This is a genomic window from Paenibacillus sp. FSL L8-0708 (assembly GCF_038009325.1).
Lineage (GTDB): Bacteria > Bacillota > Bacilli > Paenibacillales > Paenibacillaceae > Paenibacillus_AQ > Paenibacillus_AQ odorifer.
Window position 1 is genome coordinate 1,998,905 of sequence record NZ_JBBPBC010000001.1, and the last position, 20,551, is coordinate 2,019,455.

The 20,551-nt window shown below is 46.6% G+C and carries 16 protein-coding genes; 13 read left to right on the plus strand and 3 right to left on the minus strand.

Annotation, left to right across the window (positions count from 1 at the left end; genetic code table 11):
* Positions 1-81 precede the first annotated feature (81 nt).
* A complete protein-coding gene (ilvD, locus tag NYE58_RS09125) occupies positions 82-1,767 on the minus strand; it encodes a dihydroxy-acid dehydratase (RefSeq protein ID WP_076134060.1) in 1,686 nt (561 codons plus the stop codon).
* 493 nt (positions 1,768-2,260) lie between these two features.
* Here ilvD and NYE58_RS09130 point away from each other — a divergent pair, with 493 nt between their 5' ends.
* From NYE58_RS09130 to NYE58_RS09165, 8 genes are all read left to right on the plus strand, one after another.
* The gene (locus NYE58_RS09130; RefSeq protein ID WP_076184706.1) at positions 2,261-3,214 is read left to right on the plus strand and encodes a glycoside hydrolase family 43 protein; all 954 of its coding nucleotides are present in this window, start codon (positions 2,261-2,263) and stop codon (positions 3,212-3,214) included.
* 405 nt (positions 3,215-3,619) lie between these two features.
* Positions 3,620-5,365 carry an extracellular solute-binding protein gene (locus tag NYE58_RS09135; protein ID WP_341001581.1) on the plus strand — a complete coding sequence of 582 codons (1,746 nt, stop codon included), beginning with the start codon at positions 3,620-3,622 and terminating at the stop codon, positions 5,363-5,365.
* An 11-nt stretch (positions 5,366-5,376) separates the two neighbouring features.
* Positions 5,377-6,348 carry an ABC transporter permease gene (locus NYE58_RS09140; protein ID WP_036680973.1) on the plus strand — a complete coding sequence of 324 codons (972 nt, stop codon included), beginning with the start codon at positions 5,377-5,379 and terminating at the stop codon, positions 6,346-6,348.
* Positions 6,349-6,363: 15 nt separating this feature from the next.
* Positions 6,364-7,299 (plus strand): carbohydrate ABC transporter permease, encoded by a 936-nt coding sequence (locus NYE58_RS09145; protein WP_076126337.1) that lies wholly within the window; start codon positions 6,364-6,366, stop codon positions 7,297-7,299.
* Between the two features lie 58 nt (positions 7,300-7,357).
* Positions 7,358-9,139, plus strand: coding sequence for a glycoside hydrolase family 2 protein (locus NYE58_RS09150; protein ID WP_341001582.1), 1,782 nt, complete (start codon positions 7,358-7,360; stop codon positions 9,137-9,139).
* Between the two features lie 27 nt (positions 9,140-9,166).
* Complete coding sequence (locus NYE58_RS09155) at positions 9,167-10,915, plus strand: glycoside hydrolase family 2 protein (RefSeq protein WP_341001583.1); 1,749 nt, start codon at positions 9,167-9,169, stop codon at positions 10,913-10,915.
* Between the two features lie 42 nt (positions 10,916-10,957).
* On the plus strand, positions 10,958-12,352 hold the full coding sequence (locus NYE58_RS09160; RefSeq protein ID WP_341001584.1) for a family 43 glycosylhydrolase: 1,395 nt from the start codon (positions 10,958-10,960) through the stop codon (positions 12,350-12,352).
* A 145-nt stretch (positions 12,353-12,497) separates the two neighbouring features.
* Positions 12,498-13,445, plus strand: coding sequence for an ArsR/SmtB family transcription factor (locus NYE58_RS09165; RefSeq protein WP_076126345.1), 948 nt, complete (start codon positions 12,498-12,500; stop codon positions 13,443-13,445).
* 89 nt (positions 13,446-13,534) lie between these two features.
* Here the strand turns inward: NYE58_RS09165 and NYE58_RS09170 are convergent, their stop codons facing one another.
* The gene (locus NYE58_RS09170) at positions 13,535-14,575 is read right to left on the minus strand and encodes an acyltransferase family protein (protein ID WP_341001585.1); all 1,041 of its coding nucleotides are present in this window, start codon (positions 14,573-14,575) and stop codon (positions 13,535-13,537) included.
* Between the two features lie 193 nt (positions 14,576-14,768).
* Between NYE58_RS09170 and NYE58_RS09175 the strand changes: the two genes are divergently transcribed.
* The 4 genes from NYE58_RS09175 to mgrA all read left to right on the plus strand — a co-directional run bounded on the left by NYE58_RS09175 (position 14,769) and on the right by mgrA (position 18,192).
* Positions 14,769-15,512: an alpha/beta hydrolase gene (locus NYE58_RS09175; protein ID WP_076126350.1), complete on the plus strand. Its 744-nt coding sequence runs from the start codon at positions 14,769-14,771 to the stop codon at positions 15,510-15,512.
* 34 nt (positions 15,513-15,546) lie between these two features.
* Positions 15,547-16,311 (plus strand): HAD family hydrolase, encoded by a 765-nt coding sequence (locus NYE58_RS09180; RefSeq protein WP_076218464.1) that lies wholly within the window; start codon positions 15,547-15,549, stop codon positions 16,309-16,311.
* Between the two features lie 34 nt (positions 16,312-16,345).
* The gene (locus NYE58_RS09185) at positions 16,346-17,086 is read left to right on the plus strand and encodes an NAD-dependent protein deacylase (protein WP_341001586.1); all 741 of its coding nucleotides are present in this window, start codon (positions 16,346-16,348) and stop codon (positions 17,084-17,086) included.
* A 107-nt stretch (positions 17,087-17,193) separates the two neighbouring features.
* Complete coding sequence (mgrA, locus tag NYE58_RS09190) at positions 17,194-18,192, plus strand: L-glyceraldehyde 3-phosphate reductase (protein ID WP_076277073.1); 999 nt, start codon at positions 17,194-17,196, stop codon at positions 18,190-18,192.
* Positions 18,193-18,286: 94 nt separating this feature from the next.
* On the opposite strand, the gene NYE58_RS09195 is transcribed toward mgrA, so the two are convergent.
* Positions 18,287-19,183 (minus strand): AraC family transcriptional regulator, encoded by an 897-nt coding sequence (locus NYE58_RS09195; protein WP_248547687.1) that lies wholly within the window; start codon positions 19,181-19,183, stop codon positions 18,287-18,289.
* A gap of 188 nt (positions 19,184-19,371) precedes the next feature.
* Here NYE58_RS09195 and NYE58_RS09200 point away from each other — a divergent pair, with 188 nt between their 5' ends.
* Positions 19,372-20,547, plus strand: coding sequence for a galactokinase (locus NYE58_RS09200; protein ID WP_076126360.1), 1,176 nt, complete (start codon positions 19,372-19,374; stop codon positions 20,545-20,547).
* The last annotated feature ends 4 nt before the right edge of the window (positions 20,548-20,551 follow it).

Genomic DNA, 20,551 nt, shown 5'->3' on the forward strand with positions numbered 1-20,551 from the left:
TAAAAAAAGAGCAGCCCGCCATTAGAAATACTAAGGTGGGACTGCTCTTGCTTGTTTTAATATTCTTTTTTGCTAAAGGGATTAGATCTTCAGCACTGCGCCGTTACTTGCATTGGTTACCATTTTGGAGTAACGAGCCAGGTAACCAGTTTTAACTTTAGGTTCGAATTCTTTCCAACCCGTACGACGAACTGCTAATACTTCTTCTTCAACCAGCAATTCAATCTTCCGGTTGTTGAGATCCAGCTCAATGATGTCTCCATCCTCAACAAAAGCGATCGGACCGCCTTCAGCTGCCTCTGGAGAGATATGACCGATACTGATTCCGCGGGAAGCCCCCGAGAAACGACCGTCTGTAATCAGACCGACCTTAGCACCTAGCCCCATACCCACGATTTGTGAAGTAGGCGCCAGCATTTCCGGCATTCCTGGTCCGCCCTTAGGACCTTCATAGCGGATAACGACTACATGGCCTTCTTTAACTTTACCGTTCGCGATACCTTCCAGTGCAGCTTCTTGGGAATCAAAGCAGATCGCAGGACCTTTATGATATCCACCTACTGAAGCATCAACTGCACCAACCTTGATGATAGAACCCTCTGGAGCCAAGTTTCCGTAAAGTACGGCAAGACCGCCTCTTTCGGAGTAAGGGTTGTCGATAGTATGAATTACGGAAGTATCTTGGATCTCGTGTCCGATTACGTTCTCAGCTAATGTTTTGCCGGTAACGGTCATACATTCCCCGAACAGAGCACCTGGTTTCTTCAGCAGTTCATTCAATACAGCACTAACGCCGCCCGCACGGTCCACATCTTCGATAAAGATATCAGAAGCTGGAGCCAGCTTAGCCAGATAGGGAACACGGTTTGCAACTTCGTTAATGCGTTCAAGCGGATAATCGATACCTGCTTCTTGAGCTAATGCAAGGGTGTGCAGCACTGTGTTAGTAGAACCACCCATTGCCATATCCAGTGCAAATGCGTTATCAAGGGATTCTTTAGTTACGATATCTCTTGGTTTAAGATCCAGCTTAATCAATTCCATCAGTTGTGTTGCGGATTTGCGAACAAATTCTCTACGCTCATCAGCAACAGCCAGAATCGTACCGTTACCTGGCAATGCCAGTCCAAGTGCTTCTGCAAGGCAGTTCATGGAGTTGGCAGTGAACATTCCGGAACAAGATCCACAGGTAGGACAACCAAATTGTTCTAATTCAAGCAGCTCTGCATCGTTGATTTTGCCGACTTGGTGAGCACCAACGCCTTCAAATACCGAGGTCAGAGAGAGCTTTTTACCTTTACTATCTACGCCGGCTTTCATTGGGCCGCCGCTTACGAACATGGTTGGGATGTTAACACGCAGAGCGCCCATCATCATGCCCGGTGTAATTTTATCACAGTTAGGGATGCAGACCATGCCATCGAACCAATGCGCGGAAACTACAGTTTCCAAGGCGTCAGCGATGATCTCGCGGCTTGGCAGTGAATAACGCATGCCGATATGTCCCATAGCAATCCCGTCATCTACGCCGATCGTATTGAATTCAAAAGGAACGCCACCAGCTTCGCGAATCGCTTCCTTAACGATTTTACCGAACTCTTGCAAATGCACATGCCCTGGAACAATATCAATATAGGAATTGCAGACCGCAATAAACGGCTTTCCGAAATCTTCTTCTTTTACTCCGGCTGCTCTCAGGAGACTACGGTGTGGAGCACGGTCAAAGCCTTTTTTAATCATGTCTGAACGCATTTTCTTGGCTGCCATAATGACATTCCCCCCTAAATGAATTTCAATCAAATATAGTGTCGCATTAACGCAATGAACTCCAAAGACCTGCGTATATACGGTTTATAGAAAGAACGGGGACCTGCTTCCTCAATAAGAAAAGCGATGCCGTTTCTATAAAAAAAGCCGCTGTTTTGGTATAAACAGTTACCGCCTAAAATGAACGGAGAAGTCATTGTTATTAGTGAGTCTATCACAAAGAGCACGTTTTTTCTACCGGACAATGTGAAGTTTGTCGATTGACGCAAAGCGTGGGAAGTGGAGGAAAAGCTCATTTTCGAAAGGAAAGTGCTTTATTTGGAAAATGGAACAGGGTTCGGATGTATCTATTTACCACTCTAGACAACTTTAGGAGAGCTGAGTATGATGGGAGTTATTATTTTATGGGAGGTGCTGGAAAATCGGGATTTGTCTATTATTATCGCCGCGGTGGATCGTTTTACGGGGATGAAAAGCTAAGGAGGGAAAGGGAATGTCACAGCGTACAACTTTTTTAAATCCAATTGTAGCAAGCTCAGGAGACCCATGGGTATTCAAACATACCGATGGCTATTATTACTTTATGGCCACAAAAGCTAAATGTCTGGAGCTGACGAGATCTAGAACCTTGACCGGCCTTGCGGAGGGCGACAAGAAAGTGATCTGGTCTCCCGAACCGGGGGGCAGCTACAGTTACAATCTGTGGGCGCCGGAAATTCATCATTTGGACAACAGATGGTACATTTACTACACTGCGAATGACGGAGGAGGCGACGATTCACGGCGGATTTGTGTGCTGGAGAATGAAGCAGCGAACCCGCTGGAAGGACAGTGGGTATGGAGAGGGGCTTTGCAGACACCTGTCCCAGGGTTGGATGGAACAGTAATGTCTTTGCGGGATCAGCTGTATTTTCTGTATGCGGGATATGGTCATTTTCCTGATTATGGGTCAGCTATTTACATTATGCGAATGAGTAATCCTTGGACCTTGGAAGGGGAGCATCACTTGCTTACCGCTCCAACTCTGTCATGGGAGAAGCAAGGTGGAATGGCGATTAACGAAGGTCCGGTAATTTTGCAGCGAAACAATCGTATTTTCATGGTTTATTCGGCAAGTACGACTTGGTCTGAGGATTATGCACTAGGGATGCTCACCATGAGCGAAGCGGCAGATCCTTTGCAACCGCTGTCATGGGAAAAATCAATGTCGCCTGTATTTTGCAAAAGTGTAGAGAACGGGATTTTTGCCACGGGGCACAATAGCTTCACACATTCTCCTGATGGCAAGGAAGATTGGATAGTCTATCATGCGCTTCCTTCCGCTGGAGCGGATGTGTCTTTGCGCGCGACCCGTATCCAGAAATTTGGGTGGAAGGTGGATGGGACACCAGATTTTGGGGTTCCTTGTAGGGATACGCTTGCTCAGACCGTTCCGTCGGGAGAATAAGAATAAAACAGGAAATCAAGACTGAAAAGGCCATTTATTACAGAAAAACTGTAATGAATGGCCTTTTCATGTAATGCAGATATTTTTATTCGCTGTCGATAATAATTGACGAAAAACGCCTGCTTTATAAGGGGTTTTTCGTCAAAATACAGGATGGTTAGTATGCTTTTTTAATAGGTTTGTAGTTGGCATAGCCATATATTTGTTTGAGAAAAGTTCATAAGATTACAAAATTATTGTATGAAAGCGTTGACATATGAATTTTGGATGCTTATAATTCGATCTGAGATACAGAAAAACTGTATTAATCAAGGGGAGTTATCTACAGGTCAAAAAGGAGCGTGGTTCCAAGCTTTGGATTTGCTTAAGGCGTTGTGGCAAATATTTTATAGTGGGAGGTTAAGTATGAAGAACAATGCAAAGCGTTATTTTAGTCTTTTATTTGTGTTAATACTGATCATTTCGACTGTAACAGCATGTAGTGGCAACAGTGCAAACAATGGGGTTGATAAGGGTGTCTCCAACAACAAAGAGAACGAGAGCACAGCCAAAGACCCGGTTGAGTTTACAGATATCAGCGCAGACATACGCGGCAATACAGCCCCAACGCAAGAGCAAATCGACGAAGTTAATCATTCCTTGAATGATACATACCTCGGCGACGTCTTCGATGAAGTCATTCCAAATGATTACTCAGCTTATCCTGTTAAAGGTGATGTGGTTCTGGATGTATGGATGCCTGCGAATTCCAATATTCCGGATATGAACAATCATGCTGTCCAGAAGCAGGTGGAGCAATTAACGGGAATCAAAGTAAACTTCATCACGCCGCCAATCGGCCAGGAAGCGGATGCCTTCACGCTGATGATCTCCTCCGGTGAACTGCCTGACATTATCATTGAGCCGGGACGTTATCCGGGAGGTTTTGAAGCGGGCGTAAATGACGGCGCTTATATCGATCTGACAGATCTGATGGAGAAAAATGCTCCGAACTATACGAAGTGGCGCAATTCGGATGAATCAAGAAGAAAAACCACGGTCACAGATGACGGCAAGCTGCTCGGCTTCTATGGCATCGCCCCATATTCAGAGTGGACTTGGTTTGGAACATTGATTAAGCAGGAAGCGCTGGACAAAACAGGGCTTGAAGTTCCAAATACGATTGATGAATGGCATACCTTCCTGACAAAAGCAAAGGAAGTCGGATACAAAGCACCGCTTAATTACGGCTCTACTTACGGCCAGATTTTTACCGGCATCATAAATGGCGCATATGGAGTATGGGATTGGACGTTCCTTGATGAGAATGGCAAAGTGGCCTGGGGGCCAGCACAGCCGAAAGCTAAGGAATATTTGACCACCATGCAGCAATGGAACAAAGAAGGATTACTGAACCCGGACTGGGCAACGGCAGACTTTAACCAGAGAATGGCGAGCGCCATTTCGGGAGATACCGCGATGATGATGGACTCTCCGGATACGATGTGGAGTTATTGGAAAGAGCAAAGCGGTATCGACTTTGTGGGCGCACTGAACCCGGTTCTGAACAAAGGAGATAAGTCCGCAACCACGTACAAAAATTTCAAAAGAGCGGGTATCGAAGCTGCGATCACCACGCAAAGCAAAAATGTAGAAGCGGCAATGGCTTGGCTTGATTTTAATTACAGTAAAAAGGGCTGGGAATTGATTAACTTTGGTGAATATGGCACGGTCCACCTGATTGATGAGCCGGGAATGCCTTATTATCCAGAGAACAGTTATATCTTTAAAGACCCTGAAGGTCAGCCCGTATCGACAACCTTATGGAAATACCGGATGCACAACTGGCCGGATATCCGGGATGAGCATCATTCCAACCCGCTGATCGCTGCCAAAGGAAGTTACTCGGGAGACATTCGCAAGAATTGGACAGAAAATATGGATACTAGTATGGCTATGCCACCTATTTCCTTTACCAAAGATGAAGCTTCGCGGGAAGCCGAGCTTGGAAACCAGCTGTCGACACTGCGCGGAGAGTATTTTGCAAAAATCATAATGGGAGACCTGCCGGTAGATGCCTATGATAAATTTTTGAAAGAAGCTCAGAGTATGGGACTGGAAGAGTTTTTGAGTATCCATCAGGCAGCCTTAGATCGATATAACAAACGATAGGTGGTTGTTTTATGGAAATATTACGAAAAAACAGAGCGATAAAGCCCATTCCTCAGGACGCCAAACCTAAAAATACCAAGTTAGTGATTAAGAAGGATTTGAAAAAGAACTGGTTTGTCTATCTGTTGGCTGTCCCTGTTGTAGCGTGGTTCCTGATTTTCTGCTACGGGCCGATGTGGGGGGTTATGATCGCCTTCAAGGATTTTAAACCCCTGCTGGGGTTTGGCCAGAGCGAGTGGGTAGGGTTTAAGCACTTTATTGATTTTTTCCAAGGGCCTTATTTCTGGCGGGTCGTTAAAAACACCCTTCTCCTCAATGTTTGGGGGATTGCCTTTGGATTTACAGCCCCGATTATTCTGTCCTTGATGCTGAACGAAATCCGTGGGGTTAAGTTTAAAAAAGTGGTCCAAACGATCACCTATATGCCGCACTTTATTTCCCTGGTGGTGGTATGCGGGATCATTCATATCTTTGCCGCAGATGAAGGGATTATCACGCAAATCCTGCAATTTATTACCGGAAAAGAGTACTCTTCACTGCTCGGCTATTCTTCGTTCTTCCGGCCGATTTATACCTTCTCCGGCATTTGGCAGAGCATCGGCTGGGATAGCATCATCTACCTTGCGGCGATGAGTTCCATCGATACTTCATTATATGAAGCTGCTGAAATTGACGGAGTGGGACGGATTAAAAAAATGTGGCATATTACGCTGCCGCAGATCAGCCCAGTTATCATCATTCTGTTTATTTTTGCCATCGGCGGGTTGATGTCGTCCGGGTACGAGAAGATTATCCTGCTGTACAATCCTCTGATCTATGATACGGCGGATGTTATTGCCTCTTACGTGTATCGTCGCGGTTTAAGAGAAGCCAGTCTTAGTTATTCCACGGCTGTGGGCTTGGTCAGCTCAATCGTTAACTTCGGGCTGCTCTGGATGACCAATACAATAGCCAAACGCAGGTCCGAGGTCAGCTTATGGTAAGAAAGAGGGACAGCTATGAAAGATAATTTGCAGCGTAAAGCGAAAAAAAGACGAAAACATAAATCCATCGGCGACAGAGTGTTTGACGGCACACTTTATACTCTGCTGACCGCATTAACCTTGGTGTGTTTTTATCCGATCCTGCACATCCTGTTTGCCTCCGTCAGCGACCCCGGCATGTTGATTGCTCATAAAGGGATTTTGCTGAAACCGCTGGGATTCACTTTGGATGGCTATAAGCTGGTATTTAAAGATAACAGTCTGATCAACGGCTATAAAAACACGATTATATATGTAGGATTAGGCACATTAGTCAACATGATCATGACCATTCTGGGAGCTTATGTATTATCCAGACGAGGATTGTATTTCAAAAATTTCATCATGATCCTGATTACAATCACCATGTTTTTTGGCGGCGGGTTGATTCCTTGGTTCTTATTAATGAAGGATATTGGTCTGTACAATAATTTGTGGGCCATGATTTTGCCAAGTGCTTTAAGCACATGGAACATTATTATCCTACGAACTAGCTTTCAAGCCATTCCGCAGGAATTGGAGGAAGCGGCTACCATTGACGGGGCAAGTCAGGCCCATATTTTAACGAATGTGATTCTTCCGCTGTCCAAAGCTACGCTGGCCGTAATCTTTTTATACTATTTAGTGGGGAACTGGAACTCATGGTTTAATGCGATGGTGTTGTTGAAGGACAGACAGCTGTTCCCACTGCAGCTATTAATGAAGGAAATATTAGTAGCTAATGATGCAACCGCAACCTCGATCGGCAGTGCAGGCGGGGTAGTCATCGATAGTGCCCAGAGCCAGACGGCTTTCCGCGAGCTGGTTAAGTATTGTGCGATCGTCGTTTCTACGCTTCCTATATTAATGGTATATCCTTTCTTGCAAAAATATTTTGTTAAAGGTGTTTACGTAGGTTCGATTAAAGGATAGCGGGCAAAAAAACAAGTTCATCTTATATAGAAATTATTTAATAGGAGTGAAGTACACCATGTTGACAGAAGCAAGCAGCACATCCGTTCCACGTCCGGAATATCCAAGACCCCAATTTGCCCGTAAGGATTGGCTTAACCTAAATGGAGAATGGGATTTTACGTTTGATGATGAAGATGTCGGTGAGGAAGAACAATGGTATCGGACGGACACAAAGGGTTTATTTTCACGGGTTATTCAAGTGCCCTTTGCGTTTCAGAGCAAGCTGAGCGGGATTGAAGATCCTTCATTTCATGATGTTGTGTGGTATAGAAGAACTTTTGAAGTTCCTGAGGGTTGGAACGGGAAGCGGATTGTACTCCATTTCGGCGCCGTTGATTATTTGGCAAAAGTCTGGGTGAATGGTCAGCTGGTGGCCGTGCATGAAGGCGGACATACACCATTTCAGATCGATATCACTCCTTCGCTGCTCAAAGGAAGGAATACCATCATACTGCGCGCAGAGGATTTCAGCCGCGATGTCACCTTGCCGCGGGGCAAGCAATATTGGCTGGAGCAGTCTGCTGCCATCTTTTATACCCGCACAACCGGAATCTGGCAGAGTGTCTGGCTTGAACCGCTGTCTGCAGTGCATCTGAGTAAAACCATGATGACACCAGATATTGACCGCAATGAAATCCGGCTTCGGACCTTTTTGCAAGGATTTAAGTCTGCTGATCCGCTCAAGCTGCGCATAACGGTATCGTATGACGGTGAAGTGATTGCGGAAGATCAATATATGGTCATGAATGCTGAGCAGCTGCGCACTATCGGCTTGGGTGATTTTGCGGATCATGGTCTTGGACGTTTATGGAGCCCTGAGCATCCGAATTTGTATGATATTCAATTTCAATTGCTTCGGAATGAGGAAGTAATTGACGAAGTGGCGAGTTATTTCGGCATGCGCAAGGTGTCGATTGAAAATGGCAAGCTATGCTTGAATAACCGCCCATATTTCCAGAGACTGGTGCTGGATCAGGGGTACTTCCCTGACGGGATACTAACCGCACCTACAGACGAAGAGCTGAAACGTGATACCCAGCTGACGAAAGAAATGGGCTTTAACGGGGTGAGAAAACATCAGAAGACAGAAGATCCCCGGTTCCTGTATTGGTGTGATAAGCTCGGCCTGCTGGTATGGAGTGAGGCAGCCAATGCTTACGAATATTCCGAGGAGTATGTCCGCCGCTTCACGAAGGAATGGCAGGAGATCATCGAGCGCGACTATAACCATCCTTGTATCGTGACCTGGGTTCCGCTTAATGAGAGCTGGGGTGTTCCCAATGTCCAGATTGATACACGCCAGCAGCAGCACGGATTGGCTATGTATCATTTAACGAAATCCTTGGATGAGATGAGACCTGTTGTGTATAACGATGGGTGGGAGCATATGACTACAGATTTGGTGACTATTCATGACTATGAGAGCCATCAGGCAGTGCTGGAGGAGAGATATGCCACGGCAGAATCTTCTGTAAATGCGATGCCGGCCAACCGCAAAATATTTGTCGGTGGAGCTTCGTATCAAGGCCAGCCGATTCTCGTATCCGAGTTTGGTGGAATTGCCTTCAAGAAAAGTGAGTGGGAGGGCTGGGGTTATTCTGGGGCAGAGAATGAAGAGGATTTCCTGATGAAGCTCAAGGCTGTGGTTGACCCGATGTTCACTTCCCCGGTGATCCAAGGGTATTGCTATACCCAGCTGACGGATGTCGAGCAGGAAATCAACGGACTGCTCACCTATGATAGACAGCCCAAAGCTCCGCTTGAAGCGATCCGCAACATCATGATGAATATTCAATAAATAACATTTACTAAAAGGAGTTACACCATGACACAACAAGCAACGCTTCCGCGTCCTGAATATCCCCGCCCTGACTTTGTTCGACCAGAGTGGATCAATCTGAACGGCCAGTGGCAATTCGAAATTGATCATGGCAAAAGTGGGAAGGAGCGCGGATACCCTGTTAACGATCATAATCTCTCAGGGACAATTACTGTGCCCTTCTGTCCGGAAAGCAAGCTGTCCGGTGTGGAATATAAAGATTTTATGGCTGCAGTATGGTATAAAAGGGAATTTACCGTACCGGAGAGCTGGACAAATGGCAGAGTTATCCTTCATTTTGGCGCCGTTGATTATATGGCGGAGGTCTGGGTGAACGGCGTATCCGTAGGTACGCACCGCGGAGGATATACTTTGTTTAGCTTTGATATTACTTCTAATCTTTTAGCGGGCAGTAATGTGATTACTGTATATGCTGAAGACGACGTTCGATCGGGACGACAGCCACGGGGCAAGCAGAGTGAACAGTTCCATTCGCACGGCTGTGATTATACACGCACTACAGGAATCTGGCAGACGGTATGGCTTGAGCAAGTCCCTGAAACCTATCTGTCTAATCTGAAAGTTGTCGCTGATCCCGACAATGGCTGTGTGCACCTCGAAATGAAGGTACAAGGGAACGCAGCGGGGGACACGCTTAGGGCCACTGCTCTTTATGGCGGCAAACCGGTTGGGGACAGCAGTGTGATCGTTTCCGGACCCTCTATAAAACTTACGATTCCACTATCAGAGATTCACTTGTGGGAAGTTGGAAACGCCAGATTGTATGACCTGAAGTTGTCCTTGCATAGTCAGGGACGGGAGAGTGACGTGGTCCATTCCTATTTTGGACTCCGCACGGTACGACTGGATGGGATGGCATTCCGGATCAATGGGAAATCCGTATTTCAGCGGTTAGTTCTGGATCAAGGTTTTTATCGGGAGGGAATCTATACCGCTCCTACTGATGAAGATCTGCGCAGAGACATCGAAATCTCAATAGGGCTTGGCTTCAATGGCGCGAGGCTTCACGAGAAGATCTTTGAGCCGCGTTATCTTTATTGGGCTGACCAATTAGGTTATCTTGTCTGGGGAGAGCATGCCAATTGGGGGCTGAATATTACTGGAGCGGATAGCCTGACTCACTTCCTGCCGGAATGGCTCGAAGGTATGCAGCGTGATTTCAATCATCCCGCGCTGATCGGCTGGTGCCCTTTTAATGAGACCTGGGACCGGGACGGTGCGAAACAGCATAACCCCGTGCTCCAGATTGTTTACAACGTAACAAAACGTATGGATCCAACACGTCCAGTAATTGATACAAGCGGCAACTTCCATGTGGCTACAGATATCTTCGATCTTCATGACTATGACCAGAATCCGCAGACGTTCCGGGACAGATATGAACCGATGAAAAGTGGCGGAGAAGTATTCAATACCTTCCCGGATCGCCAAACGTATGAAGGTCAACCTTACTTCATCAGCGAGTATGGCGGAATTTGGTGGAACCCGCAGCAGAAAGATGAAAAATCATGGGGGTATGGGGACAGACCGACCTCAGAGCAAATGTTTATCGAACGCTACGAGGGGTTGACGAATGTTTTATTAGATCATCCGCTGATGTTTGGATTCTGCTATACCCAGCTGTACGATGTGGAACAGGAAGTCAATGGACTGTACACTTATGACAGACAGCCGAAGTTCGACCCCGAGCGTATCCGCGGCATCAATGCGCGTAAGGCTGCAATTGAAGATTAGAGGCGCTACGTAACTATTCATTCGAAAGGAATGTGATAGATTATGAAAGTGAATTTCCGGCAAAAATGTCTGGTCGCCTTAAGTGTTCTTCTTATTCTTCCAATGGGGAAGGTGACCCTTGCAGTCTCTGATCATAATGACTTTTACAACGTGGTTATGCAGGACGGGGCGGACCCATGGGTGTATAAACATACAGATGGCTTCTATTATTTCACCAAAACAACAGGTGGCAATGTTACCCTCTGGAAGTCAGCCCAGTTGACCACTATTGATGCAGCGCCTACTAAAGTTGTCAACACGGGCGGTAGCGGCATCTGGGCGCCTGAGCTACATTATATAAACGGAGCTTGGTATATCTACTATGCGATGGACGACGGAGATAACGTAAACCACCGCATGCATGTAATGGAGAACACAGCGGCAGACCCGATGCAGGGAACTTGGCAGTACAAAGGCCAGATCACAGATTCAAGCAATAAGTGGGCTATAGACGGTACTGTGCTGCAAGTGAACGGCGAGCTGTATTTTATCTGGTCCGGCTGGGAGGGGAATGTTAATGTGCGGCAGAATCTCTATATCGCGCATATGAGTAATCCCTGGACCATTGATTCCGAACGCGTAGAGATTTCAAGACCAACGTATAGCTGGGAAACGAATCATTCTCCAAATGTGAATGAAGGACCGCAGGTGATTATAAATGGAGGAGTCATTAGTTTGGTCTACTCGGCAAGCGGAAGCTGGACTAATGATTATTGTCTGGGACTGATCACCGCAGACATCTCCAGTGATCTGTTGAATCCGGCATCATGGAATAAAAGCAATCAGCCTATCTTTTCCTCAGGCAATGGACTTTACGGACCTGGACACCATTCGTTTACTAAGTCTCCTGACGGCCAAGAGGATTGGATCATGTACCATGTCGCCAAATACAACAACGCTGGCTGGAACCGCGAGGTGCGGATGCAGAAATTCAGCTGGAATGCTGATCATACACCTAATCTGGGTATTCCCGTTGACCCTAATCTTCCGATAACTTTGCCTTCGGGTGAAACCATGCATGCCCGCTTCGAAGCGGAAAAAGGGACATTTGGCGGCGATGCCTATGCCTCTTCGAGTCCCAAGGGCTCGGGTGGGCTTAAGGCGGGTCATATTGATACGCCGGACAGTTACGTAGAATTTTCGGTTGATGCGGCAGCCGCAGGCGAGTATATTCTTTTGGCTCGAACGGCGAATGGAACGGCTGGCGGGAATTGGTCGAATTTTCAGCTTAGTGTCAATGCAGGACCTTCCAGCCCATTCTATATCACCAATAAAGGGTGGGAGAATTGGGGGCTGTCCACAGCCCGGGTTCAACTGAAAGCAGGCATGAACAAGCTTCGTTTTACCAAAGGCGAAGGTTACGGAGAAATTGATTTCATTGATATTAAGCCATTGTGAATCGAACAAACCTAAGAGACATATGAAATGGCTTCCGGTTTTCCGGAGGTCATTTCTAGGTGAAAGGGCTTGTAGGTGTAATTGTTTTTCATCTCATTAAGAAGTAAGATTAGGATAATTATTAGGATACAAGGAGAGCTGATTTGTGCTGGAACTTAGCTTAAACGACCCGGAAAAATTAGTCACAGTAACGCATGCTTTATCAACTCGTTCTAGGGTTGATATTCTTCGGCTCTTAAACTCCAAAAACTTAAATATTATTGAAATCGCTGAGAGGCTGAAGCTTCCAGTGTCGACGGTAGCAAGCAATATTAAAGTATTAGAAGCAGCAGAGTTAATTCATACAGAATTGCTTCCGGCTTCACGCGGGGCAATGAAAGTTTGCAGCCGGAATTATGATGATCTTCATATTGCCTTGAATTTGAAAGAACCGATGTCAAAGGGATTAACTCATGTCTATGAAGTAGAGATGCCGATCGGCCATTATAGCGACTGTGAGGTATCTCCTACTTGCGGAATGGCTAATAGCGAGGGTCTTATTATCAAAGAAGATGAACCGTCGAGCTTTTATCACCCTAAACATGTCAACGCTCAGCTGATCTGGCTCCGCAAAGGATTTCTGGAATATTTGCTGCCTATGGATATCCCCTCCGGAGCACAAATTGAATCGCTGGAATTATCCATGGAGATCTGTTCGGAAGCTCCGAATTATGACCAGAACTGGCCTTCGAACATCTCTGTATGGGTGAATGGATCGGAGATCGGCATGTGGACCAGTCCCGGTGATTTCGGTGACCGGCGGGGCAAGCTGAATCCGAACTGGTGGTGGGATGGATCCACACAATACGGGTTTCTCAAGACCTGGCGTGTTGACCATGAAAAGACGACACTTGATATGGAGAAAGTGTCGAATGTTTCCTTAAATGATCTTCTGATTAACCGGAGCCCCAAATTGCGGCTGCGCATTGGAATCAACCCTGATGCAGTTCATCAAGGCGGACTTAACCTGTTCGGGCGCCAGTTTGGCGATTATGAACAACATATTATGATGAAGGTAAAATATACCATGGATCAGGATGAAGTAGAACTTTAGCTTAGGAGATGAACAAAGCAAGGCGGTTCCTCGGAAACGAATCTTCGTATCCAAGGAACCGCCTTGCTTTGTTTGTTCTGGATGTAAAGCTAGAGTGTGCGCCGTAGGGCGGCACGCTGAAGGGTGATCATCCAGTCAACGGACGGCTCAACCAGCGGGTGAAAGAGCCGTTTAACGGACGGCTGAGCCAGCAATACGGTGAATAATACGGCGGTGAGCAGCAGGACTACTGCCCCAGCAGCATTGCCAATATAGGTGTAAATCCCGGAAACGGCAGCCAGACGAACGATAAAACCATGAAGCAGGAAAACATACAACGTGCGGCGCCCCCAGTCGGTCATGCGGCTCGCTCCGTAAGGTACGAGGCCGAGGAAAGCGAGTGAAGCGACAATTTGTAGTCCGTACAGTCCCAGACGGTATACGCCTGCATACCATACATTGGCATCGAGCTGCATATAGGTCATGCTGCCATATAACCAGCCAAAGGGAAATCCTGCCCCCCATGCGACCATGACGGCAAGGAGTAGAATGGAGGCGGCTGCTGCAAAGATTTTGATATATTTCTGATAGAGCTTGACGAAGGTTTCGAAGGAGAAATGATAGCCGATAATGAAAAAAGGCAAATATACAAAGGTACGGCTGATGCTAAACCATACACCGTCCAGCTGGAGATATCCGACAGCCACCCCCGCTGTTACAGCGAAGAGGAGCTTAGCGGTTATGGACCATCTGCTCATACCGAGCATCAGGAGGCGCCAGCAGGCATGACTGGCCAGAAACCATAGGAGCAGATAGGGTGCGAAAATGGAATGCTGGATGTTGCTTACATGAAAGAGGGAAACGTCGAGTGCGGAATATAAGCTTTGAAAAATGAGGTATTGCAATCCAATTTGCAGCAGCATTTTGCGGCCGGTAGTTCCGGCAAGGCTTTTTCTGGCGAAATAGCCGGTCACCAGTACGAACAGCGGCATGTGAAAGCTGAAAATCCACATATATAATCCGTGTATTCCGCTCATTTTGTTAATCAGAGGTTCAATTGCATTACCGGCAAAAACAGTGATAATAAGCATAAAACGCAGGTTGAGAAAAAAGGTTTCTCCGCGCGTTTCCAGCGAGTTTTCCCCTACCATGATTTAGCCTCCAAATTATGCTGTATGCAAATTAATTTAATTTTAAAATACTAGATTTTCTTTGATTTAATTGTGAATTAAGTCACAATAGAAAGCGTTATCATGTGTGCGAAATGTGGCGATGTGTTGAAGGTTGTTAGAATAGAGGGATTCCACTATAATTTTTATATGCATTAACATCTGGGAGTGGAACATGTTGAAGAGAAGAATAACTAAGCGTCGCGTCGCTATTTTTGTATTGATTATTTTAGTGGTAGCCGGGTTGCTGATATGGAAGTATTTAACGCCATATGCACCGGCTCAAGAAGCCGAAACCGCACTGATTTCAAGTGGTGGAGTTACCGTCGAACAGAATGATAATTGGATCTCGTTCGAACCTTCCATTACTAAGGGCGCCTCGATTATATTTTATCCTGGGGCTTTGGTTAAACCGGAAGCTTACTCCCCTCTTGCGAAGAGCGTCGCTGCTGCAGGGCATCCCTTCTACATCGCCAAAATGCCGTTTAATTTAGCCGTAACGAAGGGGGATGCCGCAGAAGAGATTATTCGTGTGCATCCGAAGCAATCTTTTGTGCTGGGTGGACATTCACTTGGGGGTGTCATGGCCTCGCGTTACGCAATTGAGCATACGGACCAGCTGGAAGGTGTATTTTTCTTAGCCTCTTATCCAGATGAAAAGGGCAGTCTGCGAGAGACTACTTTGTCAGTGTTATCGGTTGTGGGTACTGAGGATCAAGTGATTGACAGAGACAGCTACAACAAAGGGCGCTCCTATCTGCCAGATAATACAGTTTATAGTTCAATTATAGGTGGGAATCATGCGCAATTTGGCAGCTACGGGCCTCAGAAGGGGGACGGCGAAGCCACAATATCCGAGGAAGAACAGCAGAGTCGCACAGTAAGTGCCCTGTTGGATTGGCTGGGAAATCTGAGGTAGTTACGGGTCATTCAACAGAGGGAGGAAACAATTCATGCCAGTATTACACATTAACGATGAATGCGTTCCCTGCTCCGGAATATTGTTTGATAAAGACGGGACGTTACTCGATCTATTAGCCACCTGGGGGAATTGGGCGGAGCTTGTGCTGCGTGGACTGGAAGATCAACTCGCGATCATGGGAGCGGGATTTATTGTAGAGCGCAGCAAGGTGCTGGGTACGCAACATGATCCGCAAGGGAAGTTAATAGGGTACGACCCGGCGGGGCCGCTTACCATGGCTACAGAAGAAGAAAGTTACGGTGTACTCGCATGGCAGCTATATGCAGCAGGAGTTCCTTGGAATGAAGCGCTGACCCGTGTGAAAAGCATAACTAAAAACGCGATGTATGAATTACGCCGACGCCGTATGGCACAGCCTTTAGCGGGACTTCATTCTTTTTTGGAGCAATGCTCTGCGGCATCGCTTAAGCTTGGCGTGGTTACCTCCGACGGGGCAAAGACCACCGGAGAGCATTTGGAATGGCTTAATGTGGCAGGCTATTTTGATTCTGTAGTTACTAGGGACAGAGTAAAAAACGGAAAACCAGCTCCTGAAATGGCTGAATTGGCCTGCCGGGAGTTAGGGCTTTCGCCTGAAGAGACGATTATTATTGGGGACAGTAATGCCGATATGCAATTAGGTAAAGGTGCAGGGCTTCGCCTCGTAATTGGGATTTCCGCCAGTGGTGATGGGGAGCACCTTATAGATGCCGATGTAATCATTTCCGGTTTCAATGAGCTTCGGATCACTTACTGATCAGCTAATAAAAGGAAAGGATGTGCTACTTAGCATGGATCAATTGCAGACACTTGCTTCTTGGATCAAAGAAAGTGACAATATCGTTTTTTTCGGAGGGGCGGGTACGTCTACAGAGAGTGGAATTCCTGATTTCCGCTCCGCAGCTGGATTATATCAAACTCAGCACAATTCACCTTATCCACCTGAAGTGATGCTGAGCCGCACTTTTTTTATGTCCTCACCGGACATTTTTTTTGATTTTTACCGCAGTAAAATGATTCATCCAGAGGCCCGTCCGAATGGTGCGCATCAGCTACTAGCGGAGTTGGAACAGCAGGGGAAGCTGAAAGCGGTGATTACGCAAAATATTGACGGCCTGCACCAGCAGGCGGGCAGCCGTAGTGTCCTTGAGCTGCATGGTTCGATCCATCGCAACTATTGTATGGACTGCTCACGATATTACGGGCTGGATCAACTGCTGGAAATGACTGAGATCGTTCCTCACTGCCCGGAATGTGGCGGAATTATCAAGCCGGATGTGGTTTTATATGAAGAAGAATTGGATCACTCCGTGCTTATGGGCTCTGTCGCAGCGATTGCCTCTGCAGATATACTTATTATTGGTGGAACCTCGCTAACGGTTCAGCCTGCGGCCAGTCTGGTGACTTATTTCCGGGGCAAACGTACGGTGCTGCTGAACGGAGATCCCACACCTTATGATGATCAGGCGGATCTGCTGATTACAGATCGAATTGGAAAAGTAATGGGCAGTGTCAAGGATCTATTAAGCTAGAAGAAAAAAGCTGTCCTTTGGTTTCTCTTGCCAGATTATTATTACGCTCAGAAGTTTAAAGATAAGGTAGGCTCACAACAGCGTGTAATGAGAGGCAGGGATAAGCAATGGTATATGTAGCAGACGATAAACGGTATGACAACATGCGTTATAATCGTTGCGGGAACTCAGGTCTCAAGCTCCCAGCAATCTCATTAGGATTATGGCAGAATTTTGGTGGGGTCGATAATTACGAGAACGGCAGAGAAATGATCACTCGTGCTTTTGATCTTGGAATTACCCATTTTGATCTGGCCAACAACTATGGTCCACCAGCTGGTTCAGCAGAAGAGCTGTTCGGTAAAGTTCTTGCCAATGATATGTATCCTTATCGTGATGAAATAGTGATCTCTACAAAAGCAGGGTATAACATGTGGCCCGGCCCTTATGGGGAATGGGGTTCACGTAAATATATGCTGGCTAGTCTTGATCAGAGCCTGAAGCGGCTAGGCCTAGATTATGTTGATATTTATTACTCTCATCGTCCAGACCCGGAAACACCGCTTGAAGAAACCATGCAGGCGCTGGATTATGCGGTACGTTCTGGCAAAGCTTTATATATAGGACTATCCAACTATAATGCGGAGCAGACGGCTGAAGCCCTCAGTATTCTAAAAAGCCTGGGCACACCGCTCTTAATCCATCAGCCTAGTTATTCTATGCTCGATCGTTGGATTGAGGGCGGCTTACAGGATGTACTGGAACATAGTGGTGTAGGAAGCATCGCTTTTACACCCCTGGCTGAAGGCTTGTTAACCAACAAATATTTGAATGGTATTCCAGAAGGGTCAAGAGCTGCCAAGCCGTCTGCCGCCTTGAATGAGAGCCGGATTACACCGGAGGTGCAGCGGAGGATTCGCGCACTTAATCAGCTTGCGGTTTCGCGAGGACAGAGTCTGGCTCAGTTTGCACTGGCTTGGACACTCCGGGGTGGCAAGGTTACTTCTGCCCTAATTGGAGCAAGCAGAGTGGATCAGATTGAAGAGAATATAGCTGCTTTAGCTAATCCTGATTTCAGTCCGGAGGAGTTAGAGCGGATTGAAACGATTCTAAAGACAGAACTATAGCATATTGAACACAGTAACAGCCCGGTTCCTTACGTTAAGGAAGGCGGGCTGTTGTTGTATAGTGGATTTATGGATTTATGGATTAAAGGGCAAACTAACGTTCAGGTTTCTCTGCTTGTCTCGTTGTAGTCATCCGGTAAGCCGTCGGTGACTGGGCACAAAACCGTTTGAATTGGCGAGAGAAGTATAAAGCATCGGTGAGCCCCACAGATGCTGCTACCTGTTCCACGGACAGCTCCGGTCGTTCACGCAGCAGCTGTCTGGACTTTTCAATCCGCAGCTTCAGCAAGTAGGTCACCGGAGATAATCCGGTCTCTTGCTTAAATACACGGGACAGGTAGGCTCGATTATAACCCAGCGTATCACACATTTGTTCAATAGAGACCGGGTGCGCATATTGAGATGCCATGTAGTGGATCATTTGCTTCACAGTACGCTTAACCTGTGATTCTGCGCCGGGAAGACGAGAGAAGGAAGAGAGCAAATCAGCTGCTTCGCCGACAATGAGATAGAGATAGCCAAGCGAAGTCAGATGGGCACTCTCTTTGTTGGCGTTGAAGGCTTGCATGATGCTGGACAGGGCACCTGGAATTAGGCTTTCACCTGTTGTAGTCACCACAGGCTGTTGTGGTGTGAACCCTGTCTGCAGCACCAGATCGTCAGCTTCGCTGCCAGTAAAAGCTGCCCAGCGATAGCACCAGGGCTGGTCTTTATCCGAGACGTAACTGACTAATTGTCCCGGATGGATCAAGAAGCAGTCCCCTTTACCCAACTCATATTTATGATGTTCTGTACGGAAAACGCCCGAGCCAGATTCTATGAAATGCAGCAAATAATAATCATAGATCTTGGGTCCAGCTTGATGCATGGGCAGGGTCTGACTCTGGCCGGCAAACAGTACATGAAGGTTCTGTTTATCGTAATACACTGGATTGGATCCTACGGAATAAGTATGCTCCATTTGGGACAGCCTTTCTTGTGTTAATGTCATTTAATGGCTTATAGTTTAGAGAGTAACAGTAATATATGTAATTATTATATTATGGGAAGTCACATTTATCCATACATTACACACATGATTGCATTATCAGAGGATGAATGAATCTATTATAATGAGTACATAAAGAACGCTTTACTAATTCCCACTGGCTGAAGCAGCGAAAGGATGGAGTGGCATTAATGAGCATACAGGAACTTAATAACAAATTTATTGAAAAATATGGGGTGAGCGGGGAAGAGGCTAAGGTGTTTTATGCACCAGGTCGTGTCAATCTCATCGGAGAGCACTTGGATTATAACGGCGGGTATGTACTTCCCGCAGCTTTGGAATTCGGTACAACGCTGATTGTGCGTCCACGTAGTGACAGCAAAGTGAATTTTGCATCAACTAATTTTCCTTACGAAGCTTCTATTGATTATAGCGAAATTGGCAAGGCCAAAACGGGTGAATGGATTGACTATCCGATTGGGGTAATGGTTGAGCTGGATAAGAAAAGCACACCAGTATCCAAAGGGTACGATCTGCTGTTCCATGGCGATATTCCGAATGGAGCAGGCTTGTCCTCCTCGGCCTCTCTTGAAGTCGTTACTGCTTATGCGTTCCTGACTCTCGAAGGTGGCGATACAGACACTGTTGAGATTGCACTTTTGTCCCAGCGTGCTGAGAACCAGTACGTAGGTGTAAACTCCGGAATTATGGATCAGTTCGCAGTTGCTAACGGCAAACGCGATCATGCGATCCTGCTGATGTGCGACACACTTGAGTACAATTTGGTACCGTTCATCACAGGTTCATACAAATTGGTTATCGGCAACACGAACAAACGCAGAGGGCTTGTAGATTCCAAGTACAATGAACGCCGTCAGCAGTGTGATGAGGCATTGGCTATTTTGCAAAAAGAAGTGCCTTCACTAGCTTATCTGGCACAGCTTAATCGTGAACAGTTCGAAGCACATCAAGATAAAATCACAGACGAAATTGTAAGACGCCGCGCTCGCCATGTTGTGGAAGAGAATCAACGCGTGCTAGATTCCGTTGAGGTATTAAAAAACAATGATCTGAAGCAGTTTGGACAGTTCATGAATGATTCGCATGCGTCCTTGCGCGATTTGTATGAAGTTAGCTGTGCAGAGCTTGATATTATGGTTGAAGAAGCTGGGCGCATCCCAGGTACACTCGGTTCCCGTATGACTGGCGCGGGTTTCGGAGGCTGTACAGTATCTTTGGTACATGAAGATGATATAGAACGTTTTATTCGTGAAGTTGGTGAAGCCTATACCACAAGATCTGGTTTGGTTGGCGAGTTCTACGTTTGCGGCATCGGTAATGGTGTCCAAGAATTGAAGGGAGTGTAATCAG

Coding starts and splice junctions, on each gene's coding strand:
- ilvD (WP_076134060.1), bottom strand. CDS start 1,767: ATGGCAGCCAAGAAAATGCGTTCAGACATGATTAAAAAAGGCTTTGAC.
- NYE58_RS09130 (WP_076184706.1), top strand. CDS start 2,261: ATGTCACAGCGTACAACTTTTTTAAATCCAATTGTAGCAAGCTCAGGA.
- NYE58_RS09135 (WP_341001581.1), top strand. CDS start 3,620: ATGAAGAACAATGCAAAGCGTTATTTTAGTCTTTTATTTGTGTTAATA.
- NYE58_RS09140 (WP_036680973.1), top strand. CDS start 5,377: ATGGAAATATTACGAAAAAACAGAGCGATAAAGCCCATTCCTCAGGAC.
- NYE58_RS09145 (WP_076126337.1), top strand. CDS start 6,364: ATGAAAGATAATTTGCAGCGTAAAGCGAAAAAAAGACGAAAACATAAA.
- NYE58_RS09150 (WP_341001582.1), top strand. CDS start 7,358: ATGTTGACAGAAGCAAGCAGCACATCCGTTCCACGTCCGGAATATCCA.
- NYE58_RS09155 (WP_341001583.1), top strand. CDS start 9,167: ATGACACAACAAGCAACGCTTCCGCGTCCTGAATATCCCCGCCCTGAC.
- NYE58_RS09160 (WP_341001584.1), top strand. CDS start 10,958: ATGAAAGTGAATTTCCGGCAAAAATGTCTGGTCGCCTTAAGTGTTCTT.
- NYE58_RS09170 (WP_341001585.1), bottom strand. CDS start 14,575: ATGGTAGGGGAAAACTCGCTGGAAACGCGCGGAGAAACCTTTTTTCTC.
- NYE58_RS09175 (WP_076126350.1), top strand. CDS start 14,769: ATGTTGAAGAGAAGAATAACTAAGCGTCGCGTCGCTATTTTTGTATTG.
- NYE58_RS09180 (WP_076218464.1), top strand. CDS start 15,547: ATGCCAGTATTACACATTAACGATGAATGCGTTCCCTGCTCCGGAATA.
- NYE58_RS09185 (WP_341001586.1), top strand. CDS start 16,346: ATGGATCAATTGCAGACACTTGCTTCTTGGATCAAAGAAAGTGACAAT.
- mgrA (WP_076277073.1), top strand. CDS start 17,194: ATGGTATATGTAGCAGACGATAAACGGTATGACAACATGCGTTATAAT.
- NYE58_RS09195 (WP_248547687.1), bottom strand. CDS start 19,183: ATGACATTAACACAAGAAAGGCTGTCCCAAATGGAGCATACTTATTCC.
- NYE58_RS09200 (WP_076126360.1), top strand. CDS start 19,372: ATGAGCATACAGGAACTTAATAACAAATTTATTGAAAAATATGGGGTG.